Consider the following 26,971-nt stretch of genomic DNA (forward strand, 5'->3'; position numbering starts at 1 on the left):
ATGATAGATACCGCTATACTTTGGGACAAATGCTTAGACGATCTACGTTATCGTGTGAAAGATAACGTTTTTACGATGTGGCTAAGACCTTTGTCAGTACATAAAGAAGAGCAAACGCTAATCATTAGAGCGCCTAACGACTACTTCGTTACTTACATAAAAAAGAACCATCTAGCAGATATTGAGCAGTTAGTTATCAAACACAGTCAAAACAGTATTGAAGAGGTGGTGGTTCGTGTAGATAATAATAGTCATAGTAATGCTCAAAATGTCGATGCTAGTGAAACAGGAACGATAGATAATAAAGAAACGTCTTCTACTTCGTTGTTTACAGGCAACCAGCTCTCCCCTACCCTAGCGAGTTCAGATAATAACGCTAAGGACTTAAATAATAAGCAGCAAGTAAATACCTCGCAAGCGGCACTGATTGACTCAGCTGACATTAAATCCCTGAGCTATCTCAATCCTGATTTTACCTTTGAAACCTTCGTCACAGGCAAGTCTAACAACTTAGCTTACAAGGCTTGTTATGAGCTTACCAAACCACAATCAAAAAATCGTCATAATCCTTTATTTATATACGGACCTTCAGGTTTGGGGAAAACTCATTTAATGCATTCTGTAGCTCAGCGCTATTTAAAAAATAATAGAAGTTTTTATTATTTCACTTCTGAGAAATTTATTAATCAATTAGTTTACTCATTAAGAAATAATAAAATAGAAGATTTTAAAAAGAAAATAAAAAAAGTAGATCTATTAATTGTAGATGATATTCATGTGCTTGCAGGAAAGACTAAAAGTAGTAATGAGTTTTTAACTTTATTTGCTGATTTTACCAGTGGCGACAAGCAGCTGATACTAGCCTCAGATCGCCATCCTTCACAAATGACTGAATTTGATGAGCGCTTTCGATCGCGTTTTTCTTGGGGCTTGACAGTCGCAGTAGAGCCACCTGAGATCGATACTCGGGTACAGATCCTGCAAAAGAAGGCTGATTCTTACGGAATGTTGCTACCAAAAGAGTGTGCTTTGTTTATCGCACAAAACGTAGTTTCTAACGTTAGACGTTTGGAGGGTGCCTTAAACCAAGTATTTGCTAATGCTAATTTGACAGGCGCCCCTATTACCCTTGAGATGGTACAGTATGCGTTAAAAGATATCGTAGCTATGCGCGTGCAAGCGGTTAATATGGATAATATCCGTAAAGTAGTCGCTGAGTATTACGATATAACCGTAAAGGATCTAATGGGGCGCAAACGTACGCGCACAATTGCCCGGCCAAGACAAATAGCCATGGCGCTATCACGGGAGCTGACGGGCGATAGCTATCCAGATATTGGTCAATCTTTTGGTGGTCGTGACCATACAACAGTGATGCATGGCTGCGATAAAGTCGCTGAACTACGCGCCGCAGACCCTGCCTTTGATAAAGACTACAAAGCTTTAGCGATGATGCTACAAGCTGGGTAGTATCAGTTGTAGTACTATGCGATAGTCATTAGTTTTGCTATGTTTTAGCGCTTAGATATGGTTTATAATCATAAAAATATTTCACAGAAAAGCATTATTAATAAGAGAAATACACATGCAATTATCAATCAATCGAGAGTCATTGTTAAAAGCTATCAACTTAATCGCCAAAGCCGCCGATAAGCGCCATAATATGGTGATTCTAGGCAATATAAAGCTGCAGTTATCTGAGTCTGAGCTGATCTTGACTGCCTCTGATTTAGAGGTTGAGCTGACCTCAACGCTTAAACTACCAATCGGGGCTTGTATTGAAGAAGGTACAACTACCCTACCAGCAACTAAATTAAGAGATATTTGTAAGTCATTGCCAGCTCAAGCGCTGATTAATCTTGCTACGCAAGAAAATGAGCGTTGTCTACTAACCAGTGGTAAGAGCCGTTTTACCTTAGGAACTTTGCCGAGTGAGGATTATCCAAGTCTAGGTAACCCTGAGAATATTACGCCGCTTACGATGAGTCGTAATCGCCTTGTTGACTTGATTCACAAAACTCAGTTTGCTATGGCTATTCAAGATGTGCGTTATTATCTGACAGGTATGTTGTTTGATATCTCAGGGCAGCAGCTAACAACTGTCGCGACTGACGGGCATAGACTGGCACTGGCTCGTAGCGTTATCGATGTCAGCAGTGAGCTAAACATGCAGGCTATTTTGCCGCGTAAGGCAGTGATCGAACTTGAGCGTTTAGCGACAGAATTAGGTAAAATGCTCAGTGATAAGGATAATAACGTTACGCTAAGCTTTGGTCGTGAGTTTTTGCAAGTGAGCTTGCCCTTTGGCGACGTTGATAGTATGGGTCAAGTGAGTCAAGACTTGATGGTAACCTTCACTGCGCGTCTTATCGATGGTAAATTCCCTGATTATCGTCGGGTAATGCCAAGTAATACTGATAAGCTAGCTCTGTTTAGTCAAGAAAAGATGTCTGATGTTTTGCGTCGAGTCGCTATTTTGAGTAACGAGAAATCACGCGGCGTCGTGTTTAATTTTGCTAGTGATGGCATGGTTGAGATTCGTGCTAATAATGCTGAGCAAGATGAAGCGGTCGAGATGATTCAAGCTAAGTATCAAGGTGAGCCGATGGAACTGTCTTTTAATGCGGCATATCTGCAAGATGTGTTAGGCGTCATCCAAGGCGATTTGCAAATGCATATGAGTCAGTCTAATGCCTCTGTACTGGTCAATCAGCTTAACGATGAGTTTCATCAATATGTCATTATGCCAATGCGTATATAAGTACGACAAATAAACAAAGGTTTGTTTATTGTTGTTGAGTGTTTTGGTTAAAAGTTTTTAGTTAAGAGTTTTGTGATTAAAATAGCCATTGAGATTGTGACGATTGATAAACAGGGACGGTTATAGTAGCTATGATTGAACGCTTACAAGTCTCGCATTTACGCAATCTTGAGCAAGTAGATATGCAAGCGGCTCAATGCAATGTCATTATTGGAGTCAACGGTAGTGGTAAGACTTCATTGCTTGAGTCTGTATTCTTATTATCACGTGGCAAGAGCTTTCGTCATCATCAGCCCAAACGCTATATACAACATCATAAGCAAGCGACTACTGTCCATGCTAGGCTCGCTGACGGTAGTACTGCAGCTATTCAAAAACAGACTGATGCCACAACTATCCTGCGCCTCAATCAATCTACTGTTTATAACCAAAGCATACTTACTGAGCAATTACCAACGCTACTGATAGATCCCTCATCAATGGATATGTTAGAGCAGGGGAGTGCCAGTCGACGTCAATTGCTTGATTGGCTAGTGTTTCACATGAAACCAGGGTTTCATTCACAGTGGGTGGCATATCAGCGTCTGTTGAAACAACGCAATAGCTTGCTCAAACAAGCTAACACCCTAACATCCGCGCAGCTTAGTGAGCTTAAGGCGTGGGATAAAGGCTTTGCCAATCACGCAGCATTGATTCATCACTACCGTGAAAGCGTCTTTAGAGCATGGCAGCCTTACTTTGAGGCTAGTATTAAGCAGCTACTGCCCAATTATGCTGAGCAACTGAGCTTAACTTATAATGCAGGTTATGATACTAGCATCGCTCTCGATGCGCAGTTGCACGAGCGCTTATCGCAAGACCTACAGCTTGGCTATACGCGTATAGGCAGTCACCGTGCGGATATACATGTTCATTGGCGCTCGAATAGCTTTAACAAGATAGATCAACTACAGAATACAGCGGACAACGAAACATCGGCTAACAGCATCAGTGATGTTCCTGTGGATAAGGTAAGTAAGCTGCCAGTAATAAAAGAGCAGGCGGCTAATGTATTATCGCGCGGTGAAAAGAAGCTGCTTATTACCGCATTAAGACTGTCACAATTACCACTATTATTGAATGATACTGATCAAGTAATGTCGTTAGATAATGTGTTTAAATCAAGTATGAGAGATGATGTGATAAAGAAAGTTAATACAACAACACAGCGACAAGCAACACCAGTAGTTTTATTAGACGATATTACTGCAGAGCTTGACGATAAAGCTTTGGATATCTTATTGGCCACTTTATCAACGCTACCTTGCCAAGTATTTATCACAAGCCTAACAGAGGATGTGCTACCACTTATCACTAAATACTGGTCTAACCTTAATGTGTTTCACATGAAACAAGGGCAGCTTACTATAGGTTAATGACGACAGGTTGATGAAGACGATTCAATCATCAAGCAAATACTTATATGACCTTTTCATTTGCTCATCCGCAATTATTCCCTCCCAAATTGGCACTGTTGATACTAGCTTGTTTTCTATAAAATTTAAGCCTAGCTATCTTTATAATATCACTGGTAAACAGTGACTTAAGCCCAGAAAAATGCTAAAATGAACCTTCGTTTTCGTCCTATTTTAAGTAGGTCTGTAGATAGTTTTATATTATTGATTATTCAACTCATTAAGAGTATACACAATTGATAATAAAAGCTTTTATTTTAATAATTAGCCTTTAGTCAGTGTCTTGATAAGTTAAAAATAAAGCATTGGCTGACTAGCCCGAAATTATTTAGTTTTTGTATAGTGACATCATACTTTATTCAAAGATATTAACGTTGATAAGCTAAATCTTAGATGAGATTACGGCATTACATTGAAATGTATAGCGGTGTCGAATCGCTGATTATGGCTTGATTAAGGAATGCACATGAGTGATTCATTACCTACTGATAATGAGCAAGTATTGACAGAGACTAGCGTTCAAATCATCGCCCCTGATACTGTTTCTGAAATAAGCGCTTCTGGAACAGTCCCATCCGACTATAGTTCTAAAGATATCCGTGTACTGCGCGGCTTAGAGGCTGTGCGCGTGCGTCCTGGGATGTACATTGGCGATACCGATGATGGCACAGGCTTGCATCATATGGTCTTTGAAGTCGTTGATAACTCTATCGATGAAGCGCTTGCTGGTCACTGTGATCAGATCGATATCATCATTCATGAAGATGAGTCAGTCAGCGTTATGGATAATGGTCGCGGTGTGCCTGTGGATATCCATCCAGAAGAAGGTGTGTCAGCGGCTCAGGTTATTATGACTGTACTGCATGCTGGTGGTAAATTTGATGATAATAGCTATAAAGTGTCAGGCGGCTTGCATGGGGTTGGCGTATCGGTGGTGAATGCGCTGTCTAAACATTTAGAGATGAATATCTGGCGTGAAGGCTTCCACTACCATCAGACTTATACTGATGGGGTACCTGACGCTGATATCGAACAACAAGAAGCTACCGATAAAACGGGCACACAAATTCGTTTTTATCCGAGCAATGACGTGTTCACGGGTACTATCTTTGAATACGATATTTTAGCCAAGCGTCTACGCGAGTTGTCATTTTTGAACTCAGGCGTGCGTATTGTCTTAACTGATGAGCGCATCGATAAGCGTCATGAGTTTGAGCACAAAGGCGGCCTATCTGAGTTTGTCAGCTACATTAACGCAGGCAAAGATAACGTCAATGAGATATTTCACTTTACCAGTGAGCAAGATGACGGCATCAGTGTTGAAGTTGCACTGCAGTGGACGGATACTTATAACGAAAAAGTGCTGTGCTTTACCAATAATATTCCACAGCGCGATGGCGGTACCCATCTATCAGGCTTTCGCTCGGCATTAACGCGCTGTCTAAATACTTATATGGATCGCGAGAATTTATTTAAAAAAGAAAAAGTCGTTGCCACTGGTGATGATGCTCGTGAAGGCTTGACGGCTATCGTCTCAGTAAAAGTACCTGATCCTAAGTTCTCCAGTCAAACTAAAGATAAGCTGGTCTCAAGCGAAGTTAAGTCTGCTGTCGAATCAGCGATGCATGATAAGTTTAATGACTATTTACAAGAGAATCCAGGCGCTGGTAAAGCGATCGCTGGCAAGATTATTGACGCCGCTCGTGCCCGTGATGCTGCTCGTAAAGCGCGTGAAATGACCCGTCGTAAAACCACTTTGGATATTGCAGGTTTGCCTGGTAAGTTGGCTGATTGCCAAGAAAAAGATCCTGCATTATCAGAGTTATACATAGTGGAAGGGGACTCAGCTGGCGGTAGTGCCAAACAAGGTCGTAGCCGTAAGACACAGGCTATTTTACCGCTCAAAGGTAAAATCCTGAACGTTGAGCGCGCACGCTTTGATAAGATGCTGTCTTCAGCTGAGGTTGGCAACTTAATTACCGCGCTTGGCTGTGGTATTGGTCCTGATGAGTATAACCCTGATAAGGCCCGCTATCATAAAATTATTATTATGACCGATGCGGACGTTGATGGTTCGCACATCAGAACCTTGCTATTGACGTTCTTTTTCCGTCAAACGCCTGAGTTGATTGAACGCGGCTATATTTATATCGCTCAGCCACCGCTTTATAAAGTCAAAAAAGGTCGTCAAGAGCTGTACCTTAAAGATGATGAAGCGCTAAAAGCTTATCTATTATCATCGACGATTGATAATACCAAGTTACATATCAGTGCGGATGCGCCTGCTATTACAGGTCAAGCGCTTGAAACTTTGCTGAACGACTATAACCAGACTCAGCTGATTAAAGCGCGATTGCAGATTCGCTATCCCGCTGTTTTATTAGACGCGCTAACGCATACGCCAAAGCTCAGCACCGATATGACTTACGATAAAGGTGTGATGCAAGAGTGGGCGGATAAGCTGCAAGTTCAGCTCAATACTTTTGGGGCTGATCTAAATCCTGAGATTGAGCTGGTTGATATTCATGCGCCTGTATCTGCGGCTACTGATGCAGTGACTGCTGATCTATTAGGCATGAAACCGCAAGTACAGCCTGAGATTGCCAGCGTAGATGGTGAAACCGTTACTGATGTTGAAACTGAGTCGAAAAGACCGCAGTGGTTACCACGCATAACCGTTTATGTGCATCAATTGGCGCATCACTATTTGCTAGATGCTAGCTTTATCAATTCAGGCGAGTACAGCAAACTCCTGCGTTTATCGAGTGAGTGGAATACTTTGCTAGAAGATGATGCCTTTATTCGCCGTGAAGGGACAAGTGCTAATAAAGATATTCCAGTACGTGACTTTGATTATCTCTGGCAGCAAATGATGCTTGATGCGCGTCGTGGTCTATCGGTACAGCGCTATAAAGGTCTAGGAGAGATGAACGCGGATCAGCTCTGGGATACTACAATGGATCCTGAAAACCGTCGTATGCTGCGCGTGACTATTGAAGATGCAATCGCTGCCGATCATATGTTCACATGCTTGATGGGCGATCATGTTGAACCACGTCGTATCTTTATTGAAGAGAATGCGCTGACCGTATCTAACCTAGATATTTAAAGCAGATATTTAAAGCAGATATCTAAATAAGATATTTGGTTTGGATTTACAGTAAAAATACCTATAATAAAAGTCATCTTGCTCGCAAGGTGGCTTTTTTGTTTCATGTGAAACAATATAAAGTATAGGCTAGGATTTATAATTATTGGTGAAGAGTAGGGGCTTTATTATGCTGACGACAGAACAAAAAGAAGCGCTAAGCAAATTATCCAAAGCCACTTTAGTAAACTTTGTCGCTGAGGTACAAGGCGTAGATAAGTTGTTAGATAAAAAGATAGAGCGTCTATTATTGCAATCTGATACGCCCAAACTGATCAAAAAGCTGACTTCGAATTTAAAAGGGCTGCGTCGTCGTCATGCGTTCGTTGAATACTGGAGGGTCAGTGAATTCGCCACTGAGCTACAATATTTAGCCGATGACGTTATGAGCTTATATCCTGAACAAGCTGATATCTGTCTGAATCTACTAGAGCTGTTCCTTGAATCAAGCAATAGCAGTCTACAGCGCTGTGAAGACAATGGCGAGGTCGCCAAGACTTATAGAAGTGCTGCTGAGTCTTGGCTGACAGTAGCCAGTAAATGCTACGAGCAAGAAAAACTCAGCTTACCTATAGATGAGCAGGATATCTTAAGTCAAGCGTGGCAACAGAAAATTAAGACCTTAATTGATGAGAATGACTACGGGTTTGGTCATATTTACGCTACTAAAGAAGCGCTAATAGAAGGTGTTAATCAGCTGTTATCAGAGTCTGAAATAGCAGGGCTTATTGAGGACTATGAGCAGTATTATGAAAGCTTGTTTGAACAAGATTCATCAGAGAGCATAAAAAGTCTATCTACAAAAAGATCGTACGATCATAGTAGAGCAAATCATCAGGAAAAGCTGAAAACAGAAGTGACGCTGATAGGGTTGGTTAGGGCACTGGGTAATGTGGCTTTGTTCGAGAAAGTATATTTACGGATTTATCCTAAAGATGCTATGACCTCGCAGCAATTGAATGAGCTATTACCATTTATGCTAGATCATAAGGCTTTTGATAAAGCTGAGTATTATTTAAATGAGGTCTGGCAAAATAATAGTAAGCAAAACAAGCAAGAGCAATTAAAGCGTTTGGATTGGCTGAGCGAGATTCACCGCTTGCAAGGTGACACTAAAGCACAGATGCAAGTCCTTAATGAAGCATTCGAGCTGCACGCATCACCGCAAAGGCTAAAGTCAATAATGGCTATTGCTAGCCCAGCGCAGCAAGCAAAATTACGTAAAACGGCTTATAAATTAGCTGAGCAGCAAGAAAGCATTGTTGATGCTATTTCACTATTATTAGAGATAAATGAGACGATACTTGCGAATCAAGTAGCCGTTACTCGTCATCTTGATTTTAATGATATCCACTATGAGACCTTGACGCGGTTGCTAAAAGACTTACCAGAAAATACAGATCTTATAAAGGTCATTATTTATCGCAGTTTGATTGACGATATATTAGATCAAGGTCGTAGCAAAGCTTATGGTTATGCAGCTCGCTACTGTAAAAAGCTCATTTTACTTAATAGCATTATTGGTAATACAGAGCAGAGCTATAGCACGCTTACCTCACATAAAGCCTATATCAAAGCGCTTTATGACAAGCATGGTAAAAAGTATAGCTTTTGGGAGCGAGTAGAGGACTAAAGGAATATCAGCCGATAAAAAACACCGCTTTAATGATTGAAGCGGTGTTTTTGTTTCACATGAAACTTAAAGGGTTAGTTCAAAATTACTTAATGTTCCATGTGAAACATAATAGGTGAAACTATTTATTCTTCTTCATCCATAGTAAAGCGCCATGCCAATACTCGAGTGCTCTTTTGGCCTTGGCTCATCTCAATAATACGCATCTGCGCAACATCGAGCTGCTTTAATAATAACTGTAAAGGTTTTACGTTCTCTGATTTTGATACCAGTGATGTAAACCAGCCAACGTGTTCGGCAAAGTTGGCACTCTCTTTAATCATATTGGTCAAAAAAGTAATCTCGCCGCCTGTAGACCACAGCTCTTTATGTTGACCACCAAAGTTCAGGTTTTGCGCGGCATTACCTGATTTGGTTGAGCTACGGCTGACTTGCTCGCTCTCATTCTTACCGCGATGTCGTTGCAGGTTATGTTGCTTGCGGCTATTGGATTCCATTGCCTCTGCCATCGAGGCATGAAACGGAGGATTGCATATCACCACATCGAAGTAATCTTGACGACCAATGATATTTTTAAAGAAACTCTTAGGCTCAGGCTGTAGTTTAACTTTTACTGCGCCTTTTAGCTTAGGGTTAGTCTCACAAATAAGGGCTGCGGTATTGACCGAAATTGGATCAATGTCGCTGGCAGTAAAGCGCCAGCCATAGCTTTGACTACCGATAATTGGATAAATCGCGCTAGCACCTGTACCGATATCTAAGGCATGAATTTGCTTACCTGTCGGCGGGGTACTGTCTTTATTCGCATGTGTCGTTTGTGCCAATAAGTCAGCGATATAATGGATATAATCAGCGCGACCTGGAATCGGTGGACACAGATAGCCGTCAGGAATATCCCAAAACTTCACCCCATAAAACTGTGCTAATAGCGCTTGGTTCAGCACGCGCACTGCCCCGTGATCGGAGAAGTTAATCGTCGACTCACCTTTAGGATTGGTAATAGTATGCTTGGCTAATTCAGGCAGGGCGCGAGTCAAAGCTGCAAAGTCATAGCGACCTTGATGCGGATTGCGCGGATGCAATTTGCCTAGTTTCTTAGCGGTCGCAGGTGAGCGGTTTTTATGGGTACTAGTGTTGTTTCGGCTGTTCATAATATTGGGCTACAAAGTTTGAATATAACTAGACATTTTAGCAGATTTTGCGAGTCACTAATGTTTTATCGATTGCGAAAAATAAGGTTTAACCCTAATACAATCATTGCGCTACCCAATATACGGTCAATCCAATGCTCAAAGCGCTGAAAACGTCTGAGAATAGTGGGAATGGATAGCAGCATCACCACAGTACTAAACCATGCCATCTGCAATACCATCATCCATACGCCATAAATAGCCAACTGCCAAAGCGGAATATCAGGCGATAATACTAAAGTAAATATTGCCACAAAATACACTGGCGCTTTAGGGTTAAAGACATTACAAAAAAAGCCACGGCGCAAGATAGCAACGGTGGACTCCGTTTGTTGATGGTCTTTATTTACAACGGGTCTTGCCATTGAAGCTGGCTGGTTCGCAAGCGGTTGAGTCGCTCTATTCTTAGTCTCAGTTTTGGCGATGATAGGTTGTGGTCTATTATCACTATCACCTAATAATTTTTTCGGCTTAGCTTGGATACCTTGCCAGCCTAAATAAATAAGATAGCTACCGCCCAACCATTTTATGGCCGTCAGTAAAGGCTGCGAATGCGCAATTATTGTAGCCAGTCCTAGTACAGAGTAGATAATATGAATGGCAAGACCGAGGGTAATGCCTAGACTACAAATTAGACCAGTGCGACGACCTTTAGCTAAGGTCTGCTGTGAAACCAGTACAAAATCAGGCCCCGGCGAGGCGGCAGCAAGCAGATGGACGCTCGTAATTAACAAAAACCCATGCCAAAATTCCATAAAGTGCTCTGCGTCTTGCGGCTATTCGCTCAATCTTTGCACTAATTCTAAATGAGGTCAACTCTATAAAAGAAAATAGCGCGGTATCATTTTAGCGTGATATTGCCAACTGCTATGGTAGAGCGCTTTGTTACTTGTGTAATCGCGCTAGGATGTCTATATTAAAAGCACGCTTGCTAAATAATCATAACTTCGACAAGGATAGCACTATGACCACCGATAACCGTATTACTTATGACACTGATGGATACATTTGCCTGATTGGCTTTAATCGCGCCGATAAGCGCAATGCCTTTGATAGTCATATGATCAAGCAACTCTCTGTTGCGCTAACCAACTACGAAGACGACGATAATCTGCGTTGTGCGCTGATATTCGCACACGGTGAGCATTTTACCGCAGGTCTTGATCTGATGGAGCTGCAAGACAAAGTCGCTAAAGGGGTGTTTGTATTTGATGATAGCCAAATCGATCCATGGGGCGTCGGTGGTAAATTGCGTACTAAACCTGTGGTGGTGGCGATACAAGGCACTTGCTTTACCGCTGGCATTGAGCTGATGCTTAATAGTGATGTGGTCATCGTCAGCGATAATAGCAACTTTGCACAGATGGAAGTCCAGCGCGGTATCATGCCGTTTGGTGGGGCAACGGTAAGGTTTGTCGCGGCGGCTGGCTGGCAAAAAGCCATGCCGTATCTATTAACAGGCAAAAACTTCGACGCGCAAGCCGCTGATAAGCTGGGCATAGTTAGTGAAGTCGTAGCCAACGGTGAAGAGTACGAGCGTGCGCTGACTATCGCTAAAGAGATTAGCACTGCCGCACCGCTTGGGGTAAAAGGGCTGATCTCATCAGCACAAGACGCTACTCGTAATGGCGCAGGCGTGGCACTGGGTAATATTCATAGCTATCTACCCGCGCTATTTCATTCAGAAGATGCCAAAGAGGGTGCAATGGCGATGGTTGAGAGACGAGCGGCTGAGTTTAAGGGTAGGTAGAGACTCGTAATGCTACCGAACGCATGATGTAAAGCTTTCTTTAACCGTATGACCAAGGACAATACTAGTGCAATATAACTTCGACGAAATCATCGATAGACGCGGTACGGGATCACTTAAATGGCACTATAGTGACGATACCATTCCGCTGTGGGTCGCCGATATGGACTTTAAAGCCGCGCCGCCTATCTTGGCTAGCGTACAGCGCGTGGCCGAACACGGCATCTTGGGCTATACCAAACCGACCGGCGCTTTGTATGAGGCGATTATCAACTGGCATAGCAATCGTTATGGCTTAAATCTGACACAGGATAATATCTTATTTTCGCCAGGGGTGGTGCCAAGTCTAGCGCTGATGATACAGATATTTACCGAAGTAGGCGACGCGGTACTGGTCAATGATCCTATTTATACGCCGTTTATGACTAAGGTTGAGCAAAATAAGCGCACGCTTGTGATGTCTGCGTTAAAAGAAGTCGATGAGAAATATCAGTTAGATCTAAAAGATATCGAAGCCAAAATAGTGGAGCATAAGGTTAAGCTATATCTATTATGCAACCCGCATAATCCGGGCGGGCGCGTCTGGACTGCTGATGAGCTTAAAGCACTACTTGCGCTATGTCAAAAACACGATGTCGCCATCGTCAGCGATGAGATTCATCAAGATTTAACCTTAAATGGTCATAAATTTACGCCGTTTTTGAAACTCGCAGAAGCAGCAGGGTACGCGCACAATGTCGTCAGTCTCACCTCCATGACTAAAACCTTTAATGTGGCGGGGATTAAAGGCTCGATGATCTTTGCCAAAGATGACGCTTTAATCAAAAAAATCAGCCAGCAGCAGCAGCTAAATGATGAATATGAGCTGAATTTATTTGCTTATACGGTGATGCAAAGCGCTTATGAAGAAGGGGGAGAATGGCTTGAGCAGGTGCTGGCTTATATTGAGAAAAATATTGAGTTGACGCTAGATTTTTTAGCAGGACATCTGCCAGATATCAAGGTCATGCGTCCTGAGGCGTCGTATTTGATTTGGCTCGATTGCTCGGCGTACGGTGAGGACAATCAGGCGCTATATGACAAACTGCGAGACGCCAAAGTTGAGCTAAATTCTGGTATTAAATACGGTAGCGAGGGACATCTGAAAATGCGTATTAATGTGGCGTGTCCGAAAACGCTGCTGCGTGAGGGATTAAATCGGGTTTATGCGGCGTTTAGGGGTGAGGTTTAGTTTATAAAATATTTTGGAGAAAATAATTGGCTAATAAAAGTAAGGAAATCAGCAATCCGTTTTCTACAGGGGGCGGAGGCGCACATTTCGAGGCGCATATTCAAGCATGTTTTGTAGCTTTGATGCTATCTAGAGGTCATGTTCCTAATATGCCATGTTGGCCTATTAAAGAAATAGCTCTTCAAGGTAAGAGGTTAGGTTATGAGACTGATGACTTAGTTTTATTAATTGAAGACTCGGAAACTAATGAGTCTCGCAGACTACTGGGTCAAGTAAAACATTCTATTACTATTACTAAAGGTGACTCTACATTTGGTGAGGTTATACAAGCAGCGTGGACTGACTTTAACAATAGCTCTATTTTCAATAAACGTAAAGATATTATTGCGTTGATTACTAGTCATATAAGTGCAACTGACCATAAAAATGTTCAGTTTATTTTGCGCCAAGCTAAATATGCTAAGGATTCTTTGGAGTTTTTTACGAACGTTAGAATGGCTAAATTTAGCCCTTCCCAAGCTAATAATAAACTTGATGTGTTTAAACTACACTTAAAAAATGCCAATAATGGCACAGATTTAACTGATGAAGAATTATATAATTTTTTAGGCTGTTTTCAGGTCTTAGGTTATGACTTAGGAGATGAAAAAGGTGTGGTTCTATCTCTAATTCACTCTCATATTTCCCAATTTCAGAATAAAGATATTAGTAGGGTATGGAGTAGAATTGTCGATGTTGTTCAATCATACAATCAAAGTGGTACAACTATAACTAGAGATAATCTACCTGAAGACTTGTTGAAAGATTTCGCTAAGCATAGGTCTACCATAGAAATACCCAGCCATTTAAAAAATAGTAGGGGGCAAACGTCTAACCAGTTGATCAGTTATCAACATAGCTCGGAGTTAGCACTTCTACTGCTTATTGGTGGATGGAGTGAGCAAAATGAAAACGATAAAAAAATAGTAAGCCAACTTCTGAACAAAGAATACGAAGATTGCTTGCCTATTATTAAAGATATTTCTAAACAACCTAATAGTCCTCTAGTTTTCAAAAACGGCGCTTGGTTGATTAATGAGAAAATAGAGTTACTTAAGACGTTAGGCTCACTGATTTTTGATAATGATTTAGATAATTTCAAAACTATTGTAGAACTAGTCTTGAATGAAGAAGATCCTGCATTCGAGTTGTCTAAAGATGAAAGATATTTAGCTACTATACAAGGAAAAGTTACTAAATATTCAGGCATACTGCGTCAAAATCTTGCAGAAAGCATGGCACTGACTGGAAATCATGCAAAACTATTTACTCAATGTACTCCATCGAAAGCAGAAAATATAATTTGTACTTTGTTGAGAGAATTGTTAAGTGAAGCTACTTGGCAACAATGGGCAACGCTAAACACCTTGCTACCTAATTTAGCTGAAGCCAACCCTAATGAGTTCCTTAAACAAATAGAAAATGCATTGAGCTTAGACCCTTGTCCCTTCGATGAAATATTCGCACAGGAGGGTAGTGGATTTGGTCAGACAAACTATATTACAGGTCTTTTATGGGGACTTGAAGCTTTAGCTTGGAATCCACAACATTTAGTTCGTGTTGTTTGTATATTAGGTGAACTTGCTAGACATGATACAGGCGGCAATTGGGTAAATAGACCAATCAACTCTCTCACAACAATTTTACTACCTTGGAGACCACAAACTACAGCTGACTTGGAGAAAAGAAAAACAGCTATAACTACTGTAGTAAGGGAAGAGCCAGATGTAGGTTGGAATCTATTACTTGAGTTGTTACCTAATAAGCACTTAACTGCTTTCGAAAACTATAAGCCTAAATGGCAAAATATTATCTCTAGTGAATGGGAAGCTAATATTTCAAATCAAGAATATTGGGAACAGAACGACTTTTTCGGTGATTTAATTGTAGGTATGACAGAGAAAGATATTGAACGTAATGTAGAGTTGATCAAAAACTTAGACAATCTTCCTGAAAAAAGTTTTGAAGTTTTTATTGATAAACTAAGCTCTGAAACCTTTGACGAGCTTTCAGAAGAAAATAAAAAGCGTATTTGGAACGAGTTAACAGTACTATCTGTTAAGCATCGTAAATTTACAGATGCAGAGTGGGTATTACCAAGTCATATGGTCGATAAAATAGAGGATGTTTCTAAAAAATTTGCACCAAAGAACCCTTTTTTGCTTTATCAATATTTGTTTTCAGAAAGAGACTTTGAGCTTTATGAAAGTAATGATGACTTTAATCAAGAGCAAAGTAAACTTGATGAAAAACGGAAGGTTGCAATAGAAGAGTTGTTAACTTATAACGGTATTGAACAGGTTATAGAATTTGTACAAGTAGTGTCCTCGCCCCAAGCTGTCGGGTATGCTTTAGCTAGTATCTCGAATAATAAGATAGATGAATATTTATTACCAAGCTTGTTGACAACTTCAGATAATAAGTTAAAAGAGTTTTTGAGTTCATACATATTAAAATCGTTAAGAGAGAAAAGTTGGAATTGGGTTGATAATATTAATAGATTGAACTGGTCAGAAGAGGATTTAGGTCAGTTTTTATCTTATTTGCCATTTTCTGAAAACACATGGGAAAGAGTCGAGTCATGGTTGTCAGAAGATGAATCCAAATATTGGACTCGAACATTTACTAATGCCTTATATATTGAGAAAGATATAAAATTTGCTGTGGATAAGCTTTTACACTATGAGAGACCACGAGCAGCTTTAAGATGTATATCTAGTGGGATGTTTCAAGGTAAGAACTTGGATAGTGAGCAATGTATAGAGGTACTACTAGCTAGCTTAAACTCTAAAGAATCTATTAACGCACTCGTACCATACGAAGTTGTTAAGTTAATAAAATACTTACAGTCTGAAGAAGAAATAAATCAAGAAGCGTTAGCTAAAATAGAATGGGCTTATTTACCATGGCTTGATTACAAGCTTGATGCTAGACCTAGGCTTTTAGAATGGAAGCTTGGTACAGACGCCAGTTTCTTCTGTCAAATAATTCAACTAATTTACAAATCTAATAAAGCTATCGAAGAAAAATCCAACACCGATAGTGTAGATGAAAATAAAAGACGACTAGCTACTAATGCATGGCAATTACTACATAATTGGAAGTCTGTTCCTGGAACAAATATGGATGGCTTCTTTGACTCTGATTTGTTTCAAACTTGGATTAAAGAAGTTGAAAAAATATGTATAGACTCTGGTCACTATGAAGTTGCCATGCAACAAATAGGTAGTGTTCTTAACAATGCAACAGAAGATAGCGACGGGTTATGGATTGACAGGACAGTTGCTGCCACTTTGAACGATAAAGACGCTGGAGACCTTCGTCGTGGTTATAGCATTGGCTCATACAACTCGAGAGGTGCTCATTTGGTAGATCCAACTGGTGAACCAGAGAAAAAGCTAGCAATCGAATATCATAATAAAGCAGAGGCTATTGAAAACGCAGGTTATCACCGTTTTGCAGTGACACTTCGAGAGCTTGCTAATGGTTATAAAAGGGAAGCAGAAGGTGTTATCTCTGATTATAAGGATAACTAAGAAGACAATCATGATACTGATATAGTTGTCATATTTAAAACTCTTAGTTTAACCTCGCTACGAAGGTGTGTTTTAGCCGTGACTGACGCGGTATCCTGTGCGACTAAGCGAGTTGCGGGCACTTGGCTGAGGGTAGTATCGAGAATACAGGAATGCCATCAGCCGTTAGTGCCCGCCACGCTTAGGGGTACAGATACAAGCAAAAAGCGCGATTAGCTCCCACAACTTATCAGCCAAAATCATTCCACCTTTTGACCATTCCCAATACGCCGACACCTTGAGCCTGCGCAGATTACTTGGCAGGGTAGCCCGTGATATCTTGAATGCTTTGATATAACGGCTTTAAACGCTGATACATCTTTAGATAGACCTCATTGTAGAGACGTTTATAGAGCTGGACGTTGGCTGCAATCGGTAGGAACTCATCGCCTAAATGAGTCATCGCTTGGGTGGCGGATAAATGGTCGGGATAGACGCCAAGACCGACCGCGCAGTTGATGGCAGCGCCCAATCCTGTGGCCTCAAAAGTGTGTGGACGGTAGGCGGGCATGCCAAAGATATCGGCGGTGAGCTGCATGGCAGAGTCGCTTTGGGATCCGCCACCTGAGACGCGCAAGTGTTTGATAGGCTTGCGCGTACGCTTCTCGATAGTATCAAAACCGAGCTTGAGCTCGTAGGCCAACCCCTCCAAAATAGCGCGATAAACGTGCGCCCGCGTGTGTACATCGCCAAAACCAATGAGCGCGCCTTTGCCCTCAAGCCCTGGATGACGCACGCCTGGTGACCAATACGGCTGCATCATCAGCCCCATACAGCCTGCTGGAATATCTTTTACCGCTGCATCGAGGAGCTTTTCGGTATCGATACCTTGCGTCTTTGCCAGCTGTTGCTCGTAGTGGGCGAACTGCTCCTTAAACCAGCTGACCATCCAAAAGCCACGATAAATCATATACTCGTGATTGTAGTAGTGGGGCGCGGCGGCGGTGTAGGCAGGCATGTGTTTGAGGATTTCGACGTAATCGGTGGAGATAGTATTAATCGTGGCGGTAGTGCCAAAGCTCAAACAAGCGGTGTCGGCCGCTAGACCTGCTGCGCCTAAAGCTTCGCAGGCTTTATCGCTAGCGGCGGCTATCATCGGTGTGCCTTTAATGATACCTGTAGCTTTAGCGGCTTGGGCAGTAATGCTACCTAATAGCTGGCCTGGTGGGATAAGGGTTGGCATTTGTTTAAGTGTACAGCTAAATAGTCGCCATTTAAGGTCGCTCGGCTTTAGCCACGTTTGCGCTTTATAATCGTAGGGTAGATAGCCGACACAATGACCTGTTGAATCGATGAGCTTGTCAGTGAGTTGGTAGGTAAGATAAGCGGATAGGTTGACGTAATGGGCGGTGTTTGCCCAAATCTCAGGCTCATTTTGCGATAGCCAATTGCAGCGGGCTTTTTGTTGCGCCTCTTGAACCAGCTCGCCCATGCCGATGACTTTGGTCAAAGGGTTTAGAAAGCCGATATCATTGGTTTCGCCACGGCGTAAATCCATCCAAACGATAGCGGGGCGTAGTGGCTGTTTATCCTTATCCAGACAAATCATGGTATAACGCTGGGTGGCGAGACTGACGCCTGCGATTTGATTGGGCGTAATGTCGCAAGTCTGCCATAACTGCTGGCAGGCCTCGGAGAGCTTTTGCCAATAGTAGTCAGCATGCTGTTCGGCATAATTGGGCTGCTCGGAGAAATACGGCTCGATAGGGACGCGAGCTTTGGCAATCTCAGTGCCAAATTGATCAAAAATAAGCGCTCTGACGCTTTGAGTGCCATTGTCGATGGCTAAGAAATAGATAGGGTCATTGGGGGTGGTCATAGTTGTCCTTAACTATGTGGATACGAAAAAAACTAAGCCGCAGGCAAGTGATAATAGCGTTGCCATAAATCATTATAGCGAGCGACTTCTTGTTGCCACTTTTGCTCATTCCAGCCCAGCTCTTGCTGACATATTTGCTTTAGTCTCGCGCGAATAAGTGGTGTCATTGCGCCATGCGGCAGTATCAAACCTAAGCGGGTACGGCGTAATAATAAATCGTCCAAATGTATAACCTGCTCACAGCGCGCAGCAAAGCGAAGCTCCGCCCAAATAGTATTGCTATCGGTGACATAAGTTAAGTCATCATCGTGCGCCAGCTCCAATAAAGTATCGAGCTGTAGACCATAAAACCCTAATAGGCGCTGCTGCAACTGTGGCGACAGGGTAGCGAATTTTTCATTGGTTGGCACAACGGTGCTAAAGACTTGATCGCCATTTATTGCTTGGTTTTGAATGGTTGTGTCATCGAGCGCTAGCACTTGTTGGCACTTCTCAAGCACATCAAGGGCGATCAAGCGAAAGGTGGTTAGCTTGCCACCGCTGACCGTCACTAAGTTATTATCGAGCCAGACGCTATGGTCGCGCTTTTCTTTACTGGGGCTAACGCGCTTACCATCGCCGCCATCAGATATCAGCGGACGCACGCCTGCCCACGTACTGATGACATCCTCTCGATTGAGCTTGGCATCATCAAACAGATCATTGGTCGCGGCCAATAGATAATCGACCTCTTCGCTAGTAATACCGACTTCGTCATCATTAAGCGGTGGGTGATCTAAATCGGTGGTGCCAAGGACGGTACGGTTCTCCCATGGGAAAACAAACACCGCTCTTTTATCAACAGGATGCAAAAAGGTATAGGCTTGATAGATAGGCAAACGCTCTTGGCTAACGACCAAATGACTACCGCGTGAGGGACGGATTTGCTTATGAAAGGTTTGCTCCGTCTCATTGCTGGCTTGCATGCGCAAGGTATCGGCCCAAGCGCCTGTGGCACTGACGACGACTTTGGCGTGAACATTGTAATTTTGATTACTATTAGAGGTTGTAGAGTCTGTATCGGCAGTGTCTTTTAAATTAGCACCGATGACTAATCCTTGCTCATTAGTAATAAGCGACACCGCTTTTAAATAGTTAATCGCATAAGCGCCATCATGAGTGGCTTCATCAAGCACGCGCATCACCAGCCGTGAATCATCGGTAACGGCATCGCTGAATTGACTAGCACCCAAAAAATCATCTTGCTTGATATTAGGGTTTAAACTTAGAAAAGCGTCCTTTTTAAAGTACTTAAAATAGCGCTTGCCCGCTATCCTATCGTAGATCCTTAATAAGGTATTAAATATCCAAGGCGGTGGAAACTTGCCTTTATAGTGCGGCATGACGTAGTGCATCTCATTAACCAGACCGCTTGCCTCGGTAAGCATGCGCTCGCGCTCACGTACGCTAAGCAAAGTGGTTTTATAGTCTCCTGAGGCGATATAACGTAGACCACCATGTACCATTTTGCTAGAGCGGCTAGAGGTACCCCAAGCGAAGTCTTTTTGCTCAATGAGTAATACGGCAAGACCGCGCCTTGCTGCCTCACGTGCAATGCCCGCACCCGTAATACCGCCACCGATGATGAGCATATCCCAAGGTTCTGTTTGAGACAATCGGTGAGACGAGCGGCGAGATAGGGGCGCTAATGCTTGCTGGCGTTGTGTGCTTTGAGTCATAAGGTGCTCTTATTAATTTGTCTGCTACTCTTCAAGCAACACACCTGGGTTCATACGCTGCTCAGGGTCTAAGCTTTTGAGCATATCACGAGTTACTTGCAATCCAAGCTCGCCTTTTTCAGCCGCCAAGTAAGGCGCATGATCGCGACCTACGCCATGTTGATGCGATATCGTTGCTTTACCGTTAGCGACACTTAAGCTGGCAGCTTTTTTAATCTTTTGCCAACGCGCTAAGGTACTAGCATGATCTTTTGCCGCTCTAAAAAAGTAAGTGGTATAAAGGCTAGCGCCCTGTTTATAGACATGCGAGATATGAGTAAAAGCCATGACTTCTTCACTTTCATCTGCTAGAGAATTACGAACGGCATCCTGCATCTGCTCCATCTGCTGGTCGATATTGTTCCAGTTAGTCGCGGTCTCAAAGGTATCGACCATGATGCCTTTATCCCAAAGCGTACCGCGTAGATAAGGAAACTTAAAGCGTCCATGTGCCCAGACATTACCCATGATATTAGTGATTTTCCCCGTAACGCTGCCATACTGTTTTAAGAGTTTGTTGAACTGCGTTAGCGCTAACTTATTCTGTGCTTTATCGCCTGAGACGCCGTAGGTCAGCATGACCTTTTCTGAGTCAAGACCACGCGCTTTTAGATAAGTGCTAATCGCTAAAAACTGACTAGGAGAAGTGCCCAAATGCAAATGGGCGTTGGTCTCGATAGCATTGCTAAGACGGAGCATAGATAGGCGAATATCAGACTGTACTGCTTGTCTGAGCACCGCTTTGCCCGCTGTCCAATTCGGTAAAAAGGCCACTTTAAATAGCTCTTGCTCAGGTTGCGGCTGTACGCGCATTTTGACTTCAGTGAAGATACCTGCGCGGCCCTCAGACCCCATCATCATCTCGCGTAGATCAGGCCCTGCTGATGATGCGGGAATATCAGCGATTTCTAGTATACCTTGTGGCGTGACGAGCGTGCCGCCTGCAAACATCTGCTCGATACGCCCATATCCCAATGACTGCTGACCACTAGAGCGTGCAGCAATCCAGCCGCCAAGCGTCGATAGCTCCCACGACTGCGGATAATGTCCTAGACGGTAACCGTGCTCGTCCAGTTGTGCTTCTACCGCTGGGCCTTGCGTGCCAGCACCAAAGGTAGCAATTTGACTTTCATTATCTAAGTCAGTGAGCTGGGCCATTTTACTCATCGCTACAGTTAATACAGATCGCGCGTCTTTTGGTGGATTGATATGACCGACTACAGAAGTACCACCGCCGAACGGAATGACGATTAGATCGTGTTCTTGTGCTAGCTTTAGTAATTGCTCGACATCATTGGTCGACTCAGGGAAAGCCACGCCATCTGGGAAGGCTTCAAAGTCGCCACCATGCATAGCAATCCAATCAGGGAAGCTCTGACCACGCGCGTGTCTAAGTCTTATTTCACTATCAACCGACACCATAGCAAGATCGGTAACCTCGGTAGGCAAGCGCGATTCAGGTACCGTTTTAAGTACTTGTTGCATGCTGACAGATTTAAGTTTTTTGGTTTTACCGATATGCGATTTGATTAGCTTTGCGCCGTGCGGCGAGACCTTTTTATTAATATCAATATTGCCCCAACCATTCCAGCGCGTTTGCTCTATGGGCGTATTTAGGGATATTTTGGTCTTGGAAGCCACATTTTGACTGGTGTTGTCGGCATTTTTGCTATCAGAAGTGACTGCAATAGGGATGCTTTTATCATTTTTACGGATAATGGATTTGATTTTGCTCATAAGACTATGACCTATCGATTTATTATAATTGTAAAATAAAATATGATTCATTTGAGCATAACACACTATAAACAACTGTTATCTATAGACTTGCTACTAGGCAGTGGTAGGATTGATTAAAATAGAAGATAGCTGAATAAGCTATCATAATGACCTTTTTGATAAACCAAAGCTATTTAAGAGAATACTTATGTTGCACAACTTTGATGAGATAATCGATAGACGTCATACTGGATCGCTGAAATGGCCTTATACCGATGACACTATTGCACTTTGGGTGGCTGATATGGATTTTAGAGCCGCGCAGCCCATTCTAGATACGATTGAGCAAGTAGTGCAGCACGGCGTATTGGGCTATACCAAACCTACTGAGGCTTTGTACAAGGCGATTATTAACTGGCATAGCAGTCGTTATGATTTGGCATTGGATAAACAGCATATCCTGTTCTCCCACGGTGTCGTTCCAAGCTTGGCGCTGATGTTGAGAGTATTTACCAAGGCTGGCGATGCGGTAATGATCAATGATCCTATTTATACGCCCTTTATGACGAAGGTTCAAAATAATGACCGACGACTTATTACTTCTACATTAAAAGAGAGTGAAGGCAGGTATTATCTAGACTTGGCTGATATCGAAGCCAAAATTATCGAGCGCGATGTAAAGCTATTTTTATTGTGTAACCCGCATAATCCAGGTGGTCGTGTATGGAGGCTAAGTGAGCTTGAGGCGCTATTGTTGATCTGCAAAAAACATAATGTAGCGATAGTCAGTGATGAGATTCATCAAGATTTAACTTTAAGCGGTTATGAGTTTACGCCCTTTTTACGGGTAGCAAAAGGCTATGAGCATAAGGTGGCGAGCATCACCTCAATGACCAAAACCTTTAATGTGGCAGGTATTAAAGGCTCACTAATATTTGCTAAAGATCAGGAGTTGATAGATAGAATCAGCCAACAGCAGCGCTTAGGTGATGAGCATGATCTGAATTTATTGGCTTATGAGGTGATGCGTACTGCTTATGAAGAGGGCGGGGATTGGCTGGCGCAGCTGTTAGTTTATATTGAAGCTAATATTGAATTGACCCTTTGTTTTTTACAAGAGCATCTACCCGATATCAAAGTCATGCGCCCAGAAGCCTCGTATTTGATATGGCTCGATTGCTCAGCGTATGGCGCGGATGATCAAGCGCTTTATGACAAGCTTAGAGCTGCCAAAGTTGAGCTTAGTGCAGGCATTCAATATGGTACTGAGGGACATCTAAAAATGCGCCTCAATGTGGCTTGTCCTCAAGAGGTGCTTATTGAGGGGTTGAATCGTATTCATGCTGCCTTTAGTGATATGAGCTAGATAAGAGTTGGGTCATATTTTTATCAATATCGTTAAAAAAACCCCGCAATAGCGAGGTTTAAAAGATTCAAATATATTCAAATGATTTTCTAGATATTATTCTTAGCGAGCTGACTTATAGTAGTCAACCAGCATAGTGCCTAAAGTACCATTGTCGTCGATAGTGACGATTCTGACTGTGCCTGTCTGAGATGTTGTACTAGCTGCTACTTGTCCTGCGCTACCTAAGACCACTTGATTGCCTTTAGCCGCCATTGCGCCATTACCGATGGCGATGCTATTGATGCCGCCTGCCATAGATTTATTGCCTAGCGCTACCGAATTGGCACCTTGTGCTGTGGCAGCTTCACCGACTGCGGTTGAACGAACACCACTAGCATTGGCTATATGACCGAAAGCTTGCGCACGCTCGGCAGTGGCTTTGGACTGCCAGCCGATAGAGGTTGAGCCGAGTCCTGCAGCGTCGGCTTCACCACCGACGGCAGTTGCTGAATTGAGCCCTGCATTGGCTTTGTTACCGACAGCGACAGTGTCATTAGTGCCACCAGCCATGGCCGCTTCACCAACTGCGGTCGCGCGTACGCCACTAGCATTGGCTAGATGGCCGAAAGCCTGTGCTCGCTCGGCAGTGGCTTTGGACTGCCAGCCGATAGACGTTGAGCCTAAACCCGCTGCATTCGCTTGACCACCGACAGCGGTTGCCGAGTTAAGACCTGCGTTCGCCATATTACCGATAGCGACGGTATCGTTAGTACCACTAGACATAGCGCTATCGCCTAAAATAATGGCAGTACTGTTAGCATTTGCCATCATTTGATTATGTGCATCATTCGGTTGAGAGTCAGTGGCTGTGGTCATAGCCGTACAAGCAGAGGTGGCAGCGATAGCTAAAGTAAGGGCGCTAATTTTGACTGCTGATTTTGATAAAAAGTCCATTTTCATTGTTTAATCCTTTTTAAAGCCTTTATGGCTTGATGATGAATATAGTTGCAGATTAATAAAGATTACAGGGCAAATAGTATCGAAGCATACTATCGTAGCGTTAATTAATAAAACCTCGCAGTAACGAGGTTTTATTAATGTTAAAGAGTCAAAAGTAATTTCAGCTATTAAGTTTTGGTTAGCTAACTTGGATAGATGGTTATAGGCAGCTTACCAAGCAAAAGTCACGCCGCCACGTGCGCCGACTTTGCCCGTATCAAGACCAACGCCTGCACCCGCTGAGATCGACATAGTATCGCTCAAGCGACTAGCAAATGAAGTACTTAGAGCTGAGCCACCATTGTAATAACCCGTACCAATCGTCATCGCATAGCGTTTGCCTGAGGGAATCACTGGGGTCTCTAATGCAAGCGCCATAGCGATGCCGTCTTCGGCTTCATCCAAACGATCTTCTTGACGGTTATACTGGCTGCGTAAATCGTTAATCTGTCGAGTATTGTTAGCTGAATTGGTGTTTAAATTAGCAACTTGGGCATCTGTATTGGCTAACTGATTTGCAGTAGCTAATGAGGTTACAGAGACGCTAGTACCTAGAGTACCGCGAGAATCGGTAGTGACTATGTTTGTATTACCTGTTTGCGATCCAGTACTCGCTTGCAATTGTCCAACACCGCCAATAGCAATTTGATTATCATTTGCGGCTGAGGCTTCGTTACCAATAGCGATACTGTTTAAGCCGCCTGCGCTTGCCGCTTCACCGACTGCAGTCGAGCGTACCCCAGTGGCACTAGCTAGATGACCGAAAGCTTGAGCACGTTCTGCAGTAGCCGTTGACTGCCAACCTACTGCGGTCGCGCCTGCTTGAGTAGCCTGAGCTTGGGCACCAATAGCGGTTGAAGAAGTGCCAGAAGCTGTCGTTTGACGGACACCACTTCTATCGCCACCTATTGCAACACCGTCAAGACCTGAGGCTACCGAATTATTACCAATAGCGACTGCATTATCTGATGACGCTGCTGCTGCCTCACCGACAGCGGTAGAGCGAACGCCACTAGCATTAGCGAGATGACCAAAGGCTTGCGCGCGTTCAGCGGTCGCTTTGGACTGCCAACCGATAGAAGTAGAGCCTAGACCTGCGGCATTGGCTTGACCACCGACAGCGGTAGCAGAATTAAGACCTGCATTCGCTTGATTACCGATGGCAACAGTGTCATTAGTGCCGCCAGCATTTGCCGCTTCACCCAAAGCAGTAGAGCGTTCACCACTAGCGTTAGCTAAATGTCCAACAGCGGTCGCTCGCTCTGCCGTAGCTTTGGACTGCCAACCAATCGAGGTGGCCGCAAGTCCTGCTGCATTTGCTTGACCACCGACTGCAACTGCTGAGTTATTGCTTGCATTGGCAGCATTACCAATAGCGACCGTATCGTTCGTGCCGCCTGCAACTGAGCCATTACCTAGAGCGACAGAAGCTTCACCTTGTGCGGCAGCTGCTTCACCGACTGCGGTTGAGCGAACACCACTAGCATTGGCTAGATGACCGAAAGCTTGCGCCCGTTCCGCTGATGCCGTAGATTGCCAACCGATAGCAGATGCGCCTGCAGCAGTGGCTTGAGCTTGTCCACCGATTGCAGTCGAGGATGTACCCGAAGCGGTCGTTGCGCGTCCACCTGAGCGGTCACCGCCGATCGCCACACCATCGGCACCTGATGCAACTGCAGTGTTACCGATGGCAACAGCATTTGTGCCTGAAGCAACAGCATCTTCAGCGCCAGCAAAACTTTGATCACCTGAGGCTGTAGTTTGATGACCGACTGCGGTAGCCATAGCGCCAGTTGCTGCTGCTTGCCAGCCTAAAGCGGTTGCACCTGGAGTATTCGCTAAGCTCTCACCACCAATAGCAGTGGTCGAATTACCCAAAGCCTGTGCTCCTGCACGCGAACCATTCGTAGAAACACCACCACCAAGCGCTACAGCATCAATGCCGTCAGCTTGCGAGTTAGCACCGATGGAGATAGCGTTTTCAAAAGAAGCAAAAGCAGTGTTTCCGATCGCTATATCGTTCTCGTTTGCTGCAACTGCGTTTTGACCGACAGCAGTGGAATTATCACCAAAGGCACTAGTGAATGGGCCACAAGCTAAAGCGTCTGTCCCAAAGCTGACCGCGCCACCTGCATTTCCGCTAGCCAATTGACACTCAGCTGCCATCGCTGTAGTCGATCCCAAAGAGGCTGCCGCGATCGCTAGAGTGAGCGCACTAATTTTTAAAACTGAAGGAGATAGAAAGTCCGTTTTCATAATGATTCATCCTATTTTCAAAGGCCGCAAAGGCTTTGGAGTGGGTTTGATTAAATATAAATAAAGAGTATATCGCTTGAAGTATCCACCGAATCCATAGCTTATACTGTTAAATTAACCTTAACACTGTAACACTATTCTGTAGGGTGTTTAGATAAATTTTTACAAAATATTGACTAAAATTATATATAAAACTGGTGAATAATGACTACCTTCTACAGCCACTATTTAACAACCTATAACTAAAATGAGCGGTAATATGACTAATAAAAGCGCTTATTTAAGTAATAAA

The 26,971-nt window shown here is 43.4% G+C and carries 16 protein-coding genes; 9 read left to right on the forward strand and 7 right to left on the reverse strand.

The features are described 5' to 3' along the window. From dnaA to ACR63T_RS00025, 5 genes are all read left to right on the forward strand, one after another. A complete protein-coding gene (gene dnaA, locus ACR63T_RS00005; protein WP_472784340.1) occupies positions 1-1,470 on the forward strand; it encodes a chromosomal replication initiator protein DnaA in 1,470 nt (489 codons plus the stop codon). Between the two features lie 115 nt (positions 1,471-1,585). Next, positions 1,586-2,761, forward strand: a complete 1,176-nt coding sequence (dnaN, locus tag ACR63T_RS00010; RefSeq protein ID WP_305899214.1) for a DNA polymerase III subunit beta — start codon at positions 1,586-1,588, stop codon at positions 2,759-2,761. A 131-nt stretch (positions 2,762-2,892) separates the two neighbouring features. Further along, positions 2,893-4,176, forward strand: coding sequence for a DNA replication/repair protein RecF (gene recF, locus ACR63T_RS00015; protein WP_472784341.1), 1,284 nt, complete (start codon positions 2,893-2,895; stop codon positions 4,174-4,176). A 505-nt stretch (positions 4,177-4,681) separates the two neighbouring features. Then, positions 4,682-7,324, forward strand: a complete 2,643-nt coding sequence (gyrB, locus tag ACR63T_RS00020; RefSeq protein WP_472784342.1) for a DNA topoisomerase (ATP-hydrolyzing) subunit B — start codon at positions 4,682-4,684, stop codon at positions 7,322-7,324. Positions 7,325-7,493: 169 nt separating this feature from the next. Further along, positions 7,494-8,996 carry a DUF6880 family protein gene (locus ACR63T_RS00025; protein ID WP_472784343.1) on the forward strand — a complete coding sequence of 501 codons (1,503 nt, stop codon included), beginning with the start codon at positions 7,494-7,496 and terminating at the stop codon, positions 8,994-8,996. Positions 8,997-9,121: 125 nt separating this feature from the next. Here the strand turns inward: ACR63T_RS00025 and rlmF are convergent, their stop codons facing one another. Continuing rightward, positions 9,122-10,147, reverse strand: a complete 1,026-nt coding sequence (gene rlmF / locus ACR63T_RS00030) for a 23S rRNA (adenine(1618)-N(6))-methyltransferase RlmF (protein WP_472784344.1) — start codon at positions 10,145-10,147, stop codon at positions 9,122-9,124. Between the two features lie 65 nt (positions 10,148-10,212). Continuing rightward, positions 10,213-10,941 carry a LysE family translocator gene (locus ACR63T_RS00035; RefSeq protein WP_472784345.1) on the reverse strand — a complete coding sequence of 243 codons (729 nt, stop codon included), beginning with the start codon at positions 10,939-10,941 and terminating at the stop codon, positions 10,213-10,215. A gap of 209 nt (positions 10,942-11,150) precedes the next feature. Here ACR63T_RS00035 and ACR63T_RS00040 point away from each other — a divergent pair, with 209 nt between their 5' ends. From ACR63T_RS00040 to ACR63T_RS00050, 3 genes are all read left to right on the forward strand, one after another. Continuing rightward, positions 11,151-11,936 carry a crotonase/enoyl-CoA hydratase family protein gene (locus tag ACR63T_RS00040; protein WP_472784346.1) on the forward strand — a complete coding sequence of 262 codons (786 nt, stop codon included), beginning with the start codon at positions 11,151-11,153 and terminating at the stop codon, positions 11,934-11,936. A 67-nt stretch (positions 11,937-12,003) separates the two neighbouring features. Continuing rightward, a complete protein-coding gene (locus tag ACR63T_RS00045; RefSeq protein WP_472784347.1) occupies positions 12,004-13,167 on the forward strand; it encodes a MalY/PatB family protein in 1,164 nt (387 codons plus the stop codon). 26 nt (positions 13,168-13,193) lie between these two features. Further along, a complete protein-coding gene (locus ACR63T_RS00050) occupies positions 13,194-16,742 on the forward strand; it encodes a hypothetical protein (protein ID WP_472784348.1) in 3,549 nt (1,182 codons plus the stop codon). A 292-nt stretch (positions 16,743-17,034) separates the two neighbouring features. Here the strand turns inward: ACR63T_RS00050 and ACR63T_RS00055 are convergent, their stop codons facing one another. From ACR63T_RS00055 to ACR63T_RS00065, 3 genes are read right to left on the reverse strand one after another with little or no spacing between them, the layout of a single operon-like run. After that, on the reverse strand, positions 17,035-18,600 hold the full coding sequence (locus tag ACR63T_RS00055; protein ID WP_472784349.1) for an FGGY-family carbohydrate kinase: 1,566 nt from the start codon (positions 18,598-18,600) through the stop codon (positions 17,035-17,037). A 32-nt stretch (positions 18,601-18,632) separates the two neighbouring features. Beyond that, positions 18,633-20,318 carry a glycerol-3-phosphate dehydrogenase/oxidase gene (locus tag ACR63T_RS00060; RefSeq protein ID WP_472784350.1) on the reverse strand — a complete coding sequence of 562 codons (1,686 nt, stop codon included), beginning with the start codon at positions 20,316-20,318 and terminating at the stop codon, positions 18,633-18,635. Positions 20,319-20,342: 24 nt separating this feature from the next. Further along, entirely contained in the window at positions 20,343-22,094 is a 1,752-nt protein-coding gene (locus ACR63T_RS00065) for an FAD-binding oxidoreductase (RefSeq protein ID WP_472784351.1), read from the reverse strand. A 190-nt stretch (positions 22,095-22,284) separates the two neighbouring features. Between ACR63T_RS00065 and ACR63T_RS00070 the strand changes: the two genes are divergently transcribed. Next, on the forward strand, positions 22,285-23,442 hold the full coding sequence (locus tag ACR63T_RS00070; protein WP_472784352.1) for a MalY/PatB family protein: 1,158 nt from the start codon (positions 22,285-22,287) through the stop codon (positions 23,440-23,442). Between the two features lie 102 nt (positions 23,443-23,544). Here ACR63T_RS00070 and ACR63T_RS00075 read toward each other — a convergent pair whose 3' ends face one another. Next, the gene (locus tag ACR63T_RS00075) at positions 23,545-24,384 is read right to left on the reverse strand and encodes a hypothetical protein (RefSeq protein WP_472784353.1); all 840 of its coding nucleotides are present in this window, start codon (positions 24,382-24,384) and stop codon (positions 23,545-23,547) included. A gap of 210 nt (positions 24,385-24,594) precedes the next feature. Beyond that, positions 24,595-26,679 carry a hypothetical protein gene (locus ACR63T_RS00080; protein ID WP_472784354.1) on the reverse strand — a complete coding sequence of 695 codons (2,085 nt, stop codon included), beginning with the start codon at positions 26,677-26,679 and terminating at the stop codon, positions 24,595-24,597. Positions 26,680-26,971 lie beyond the last annotated feature (292 nt).

This window comes from Psychrobacter sp. M17(2026), from assembly GCF_055699815.1.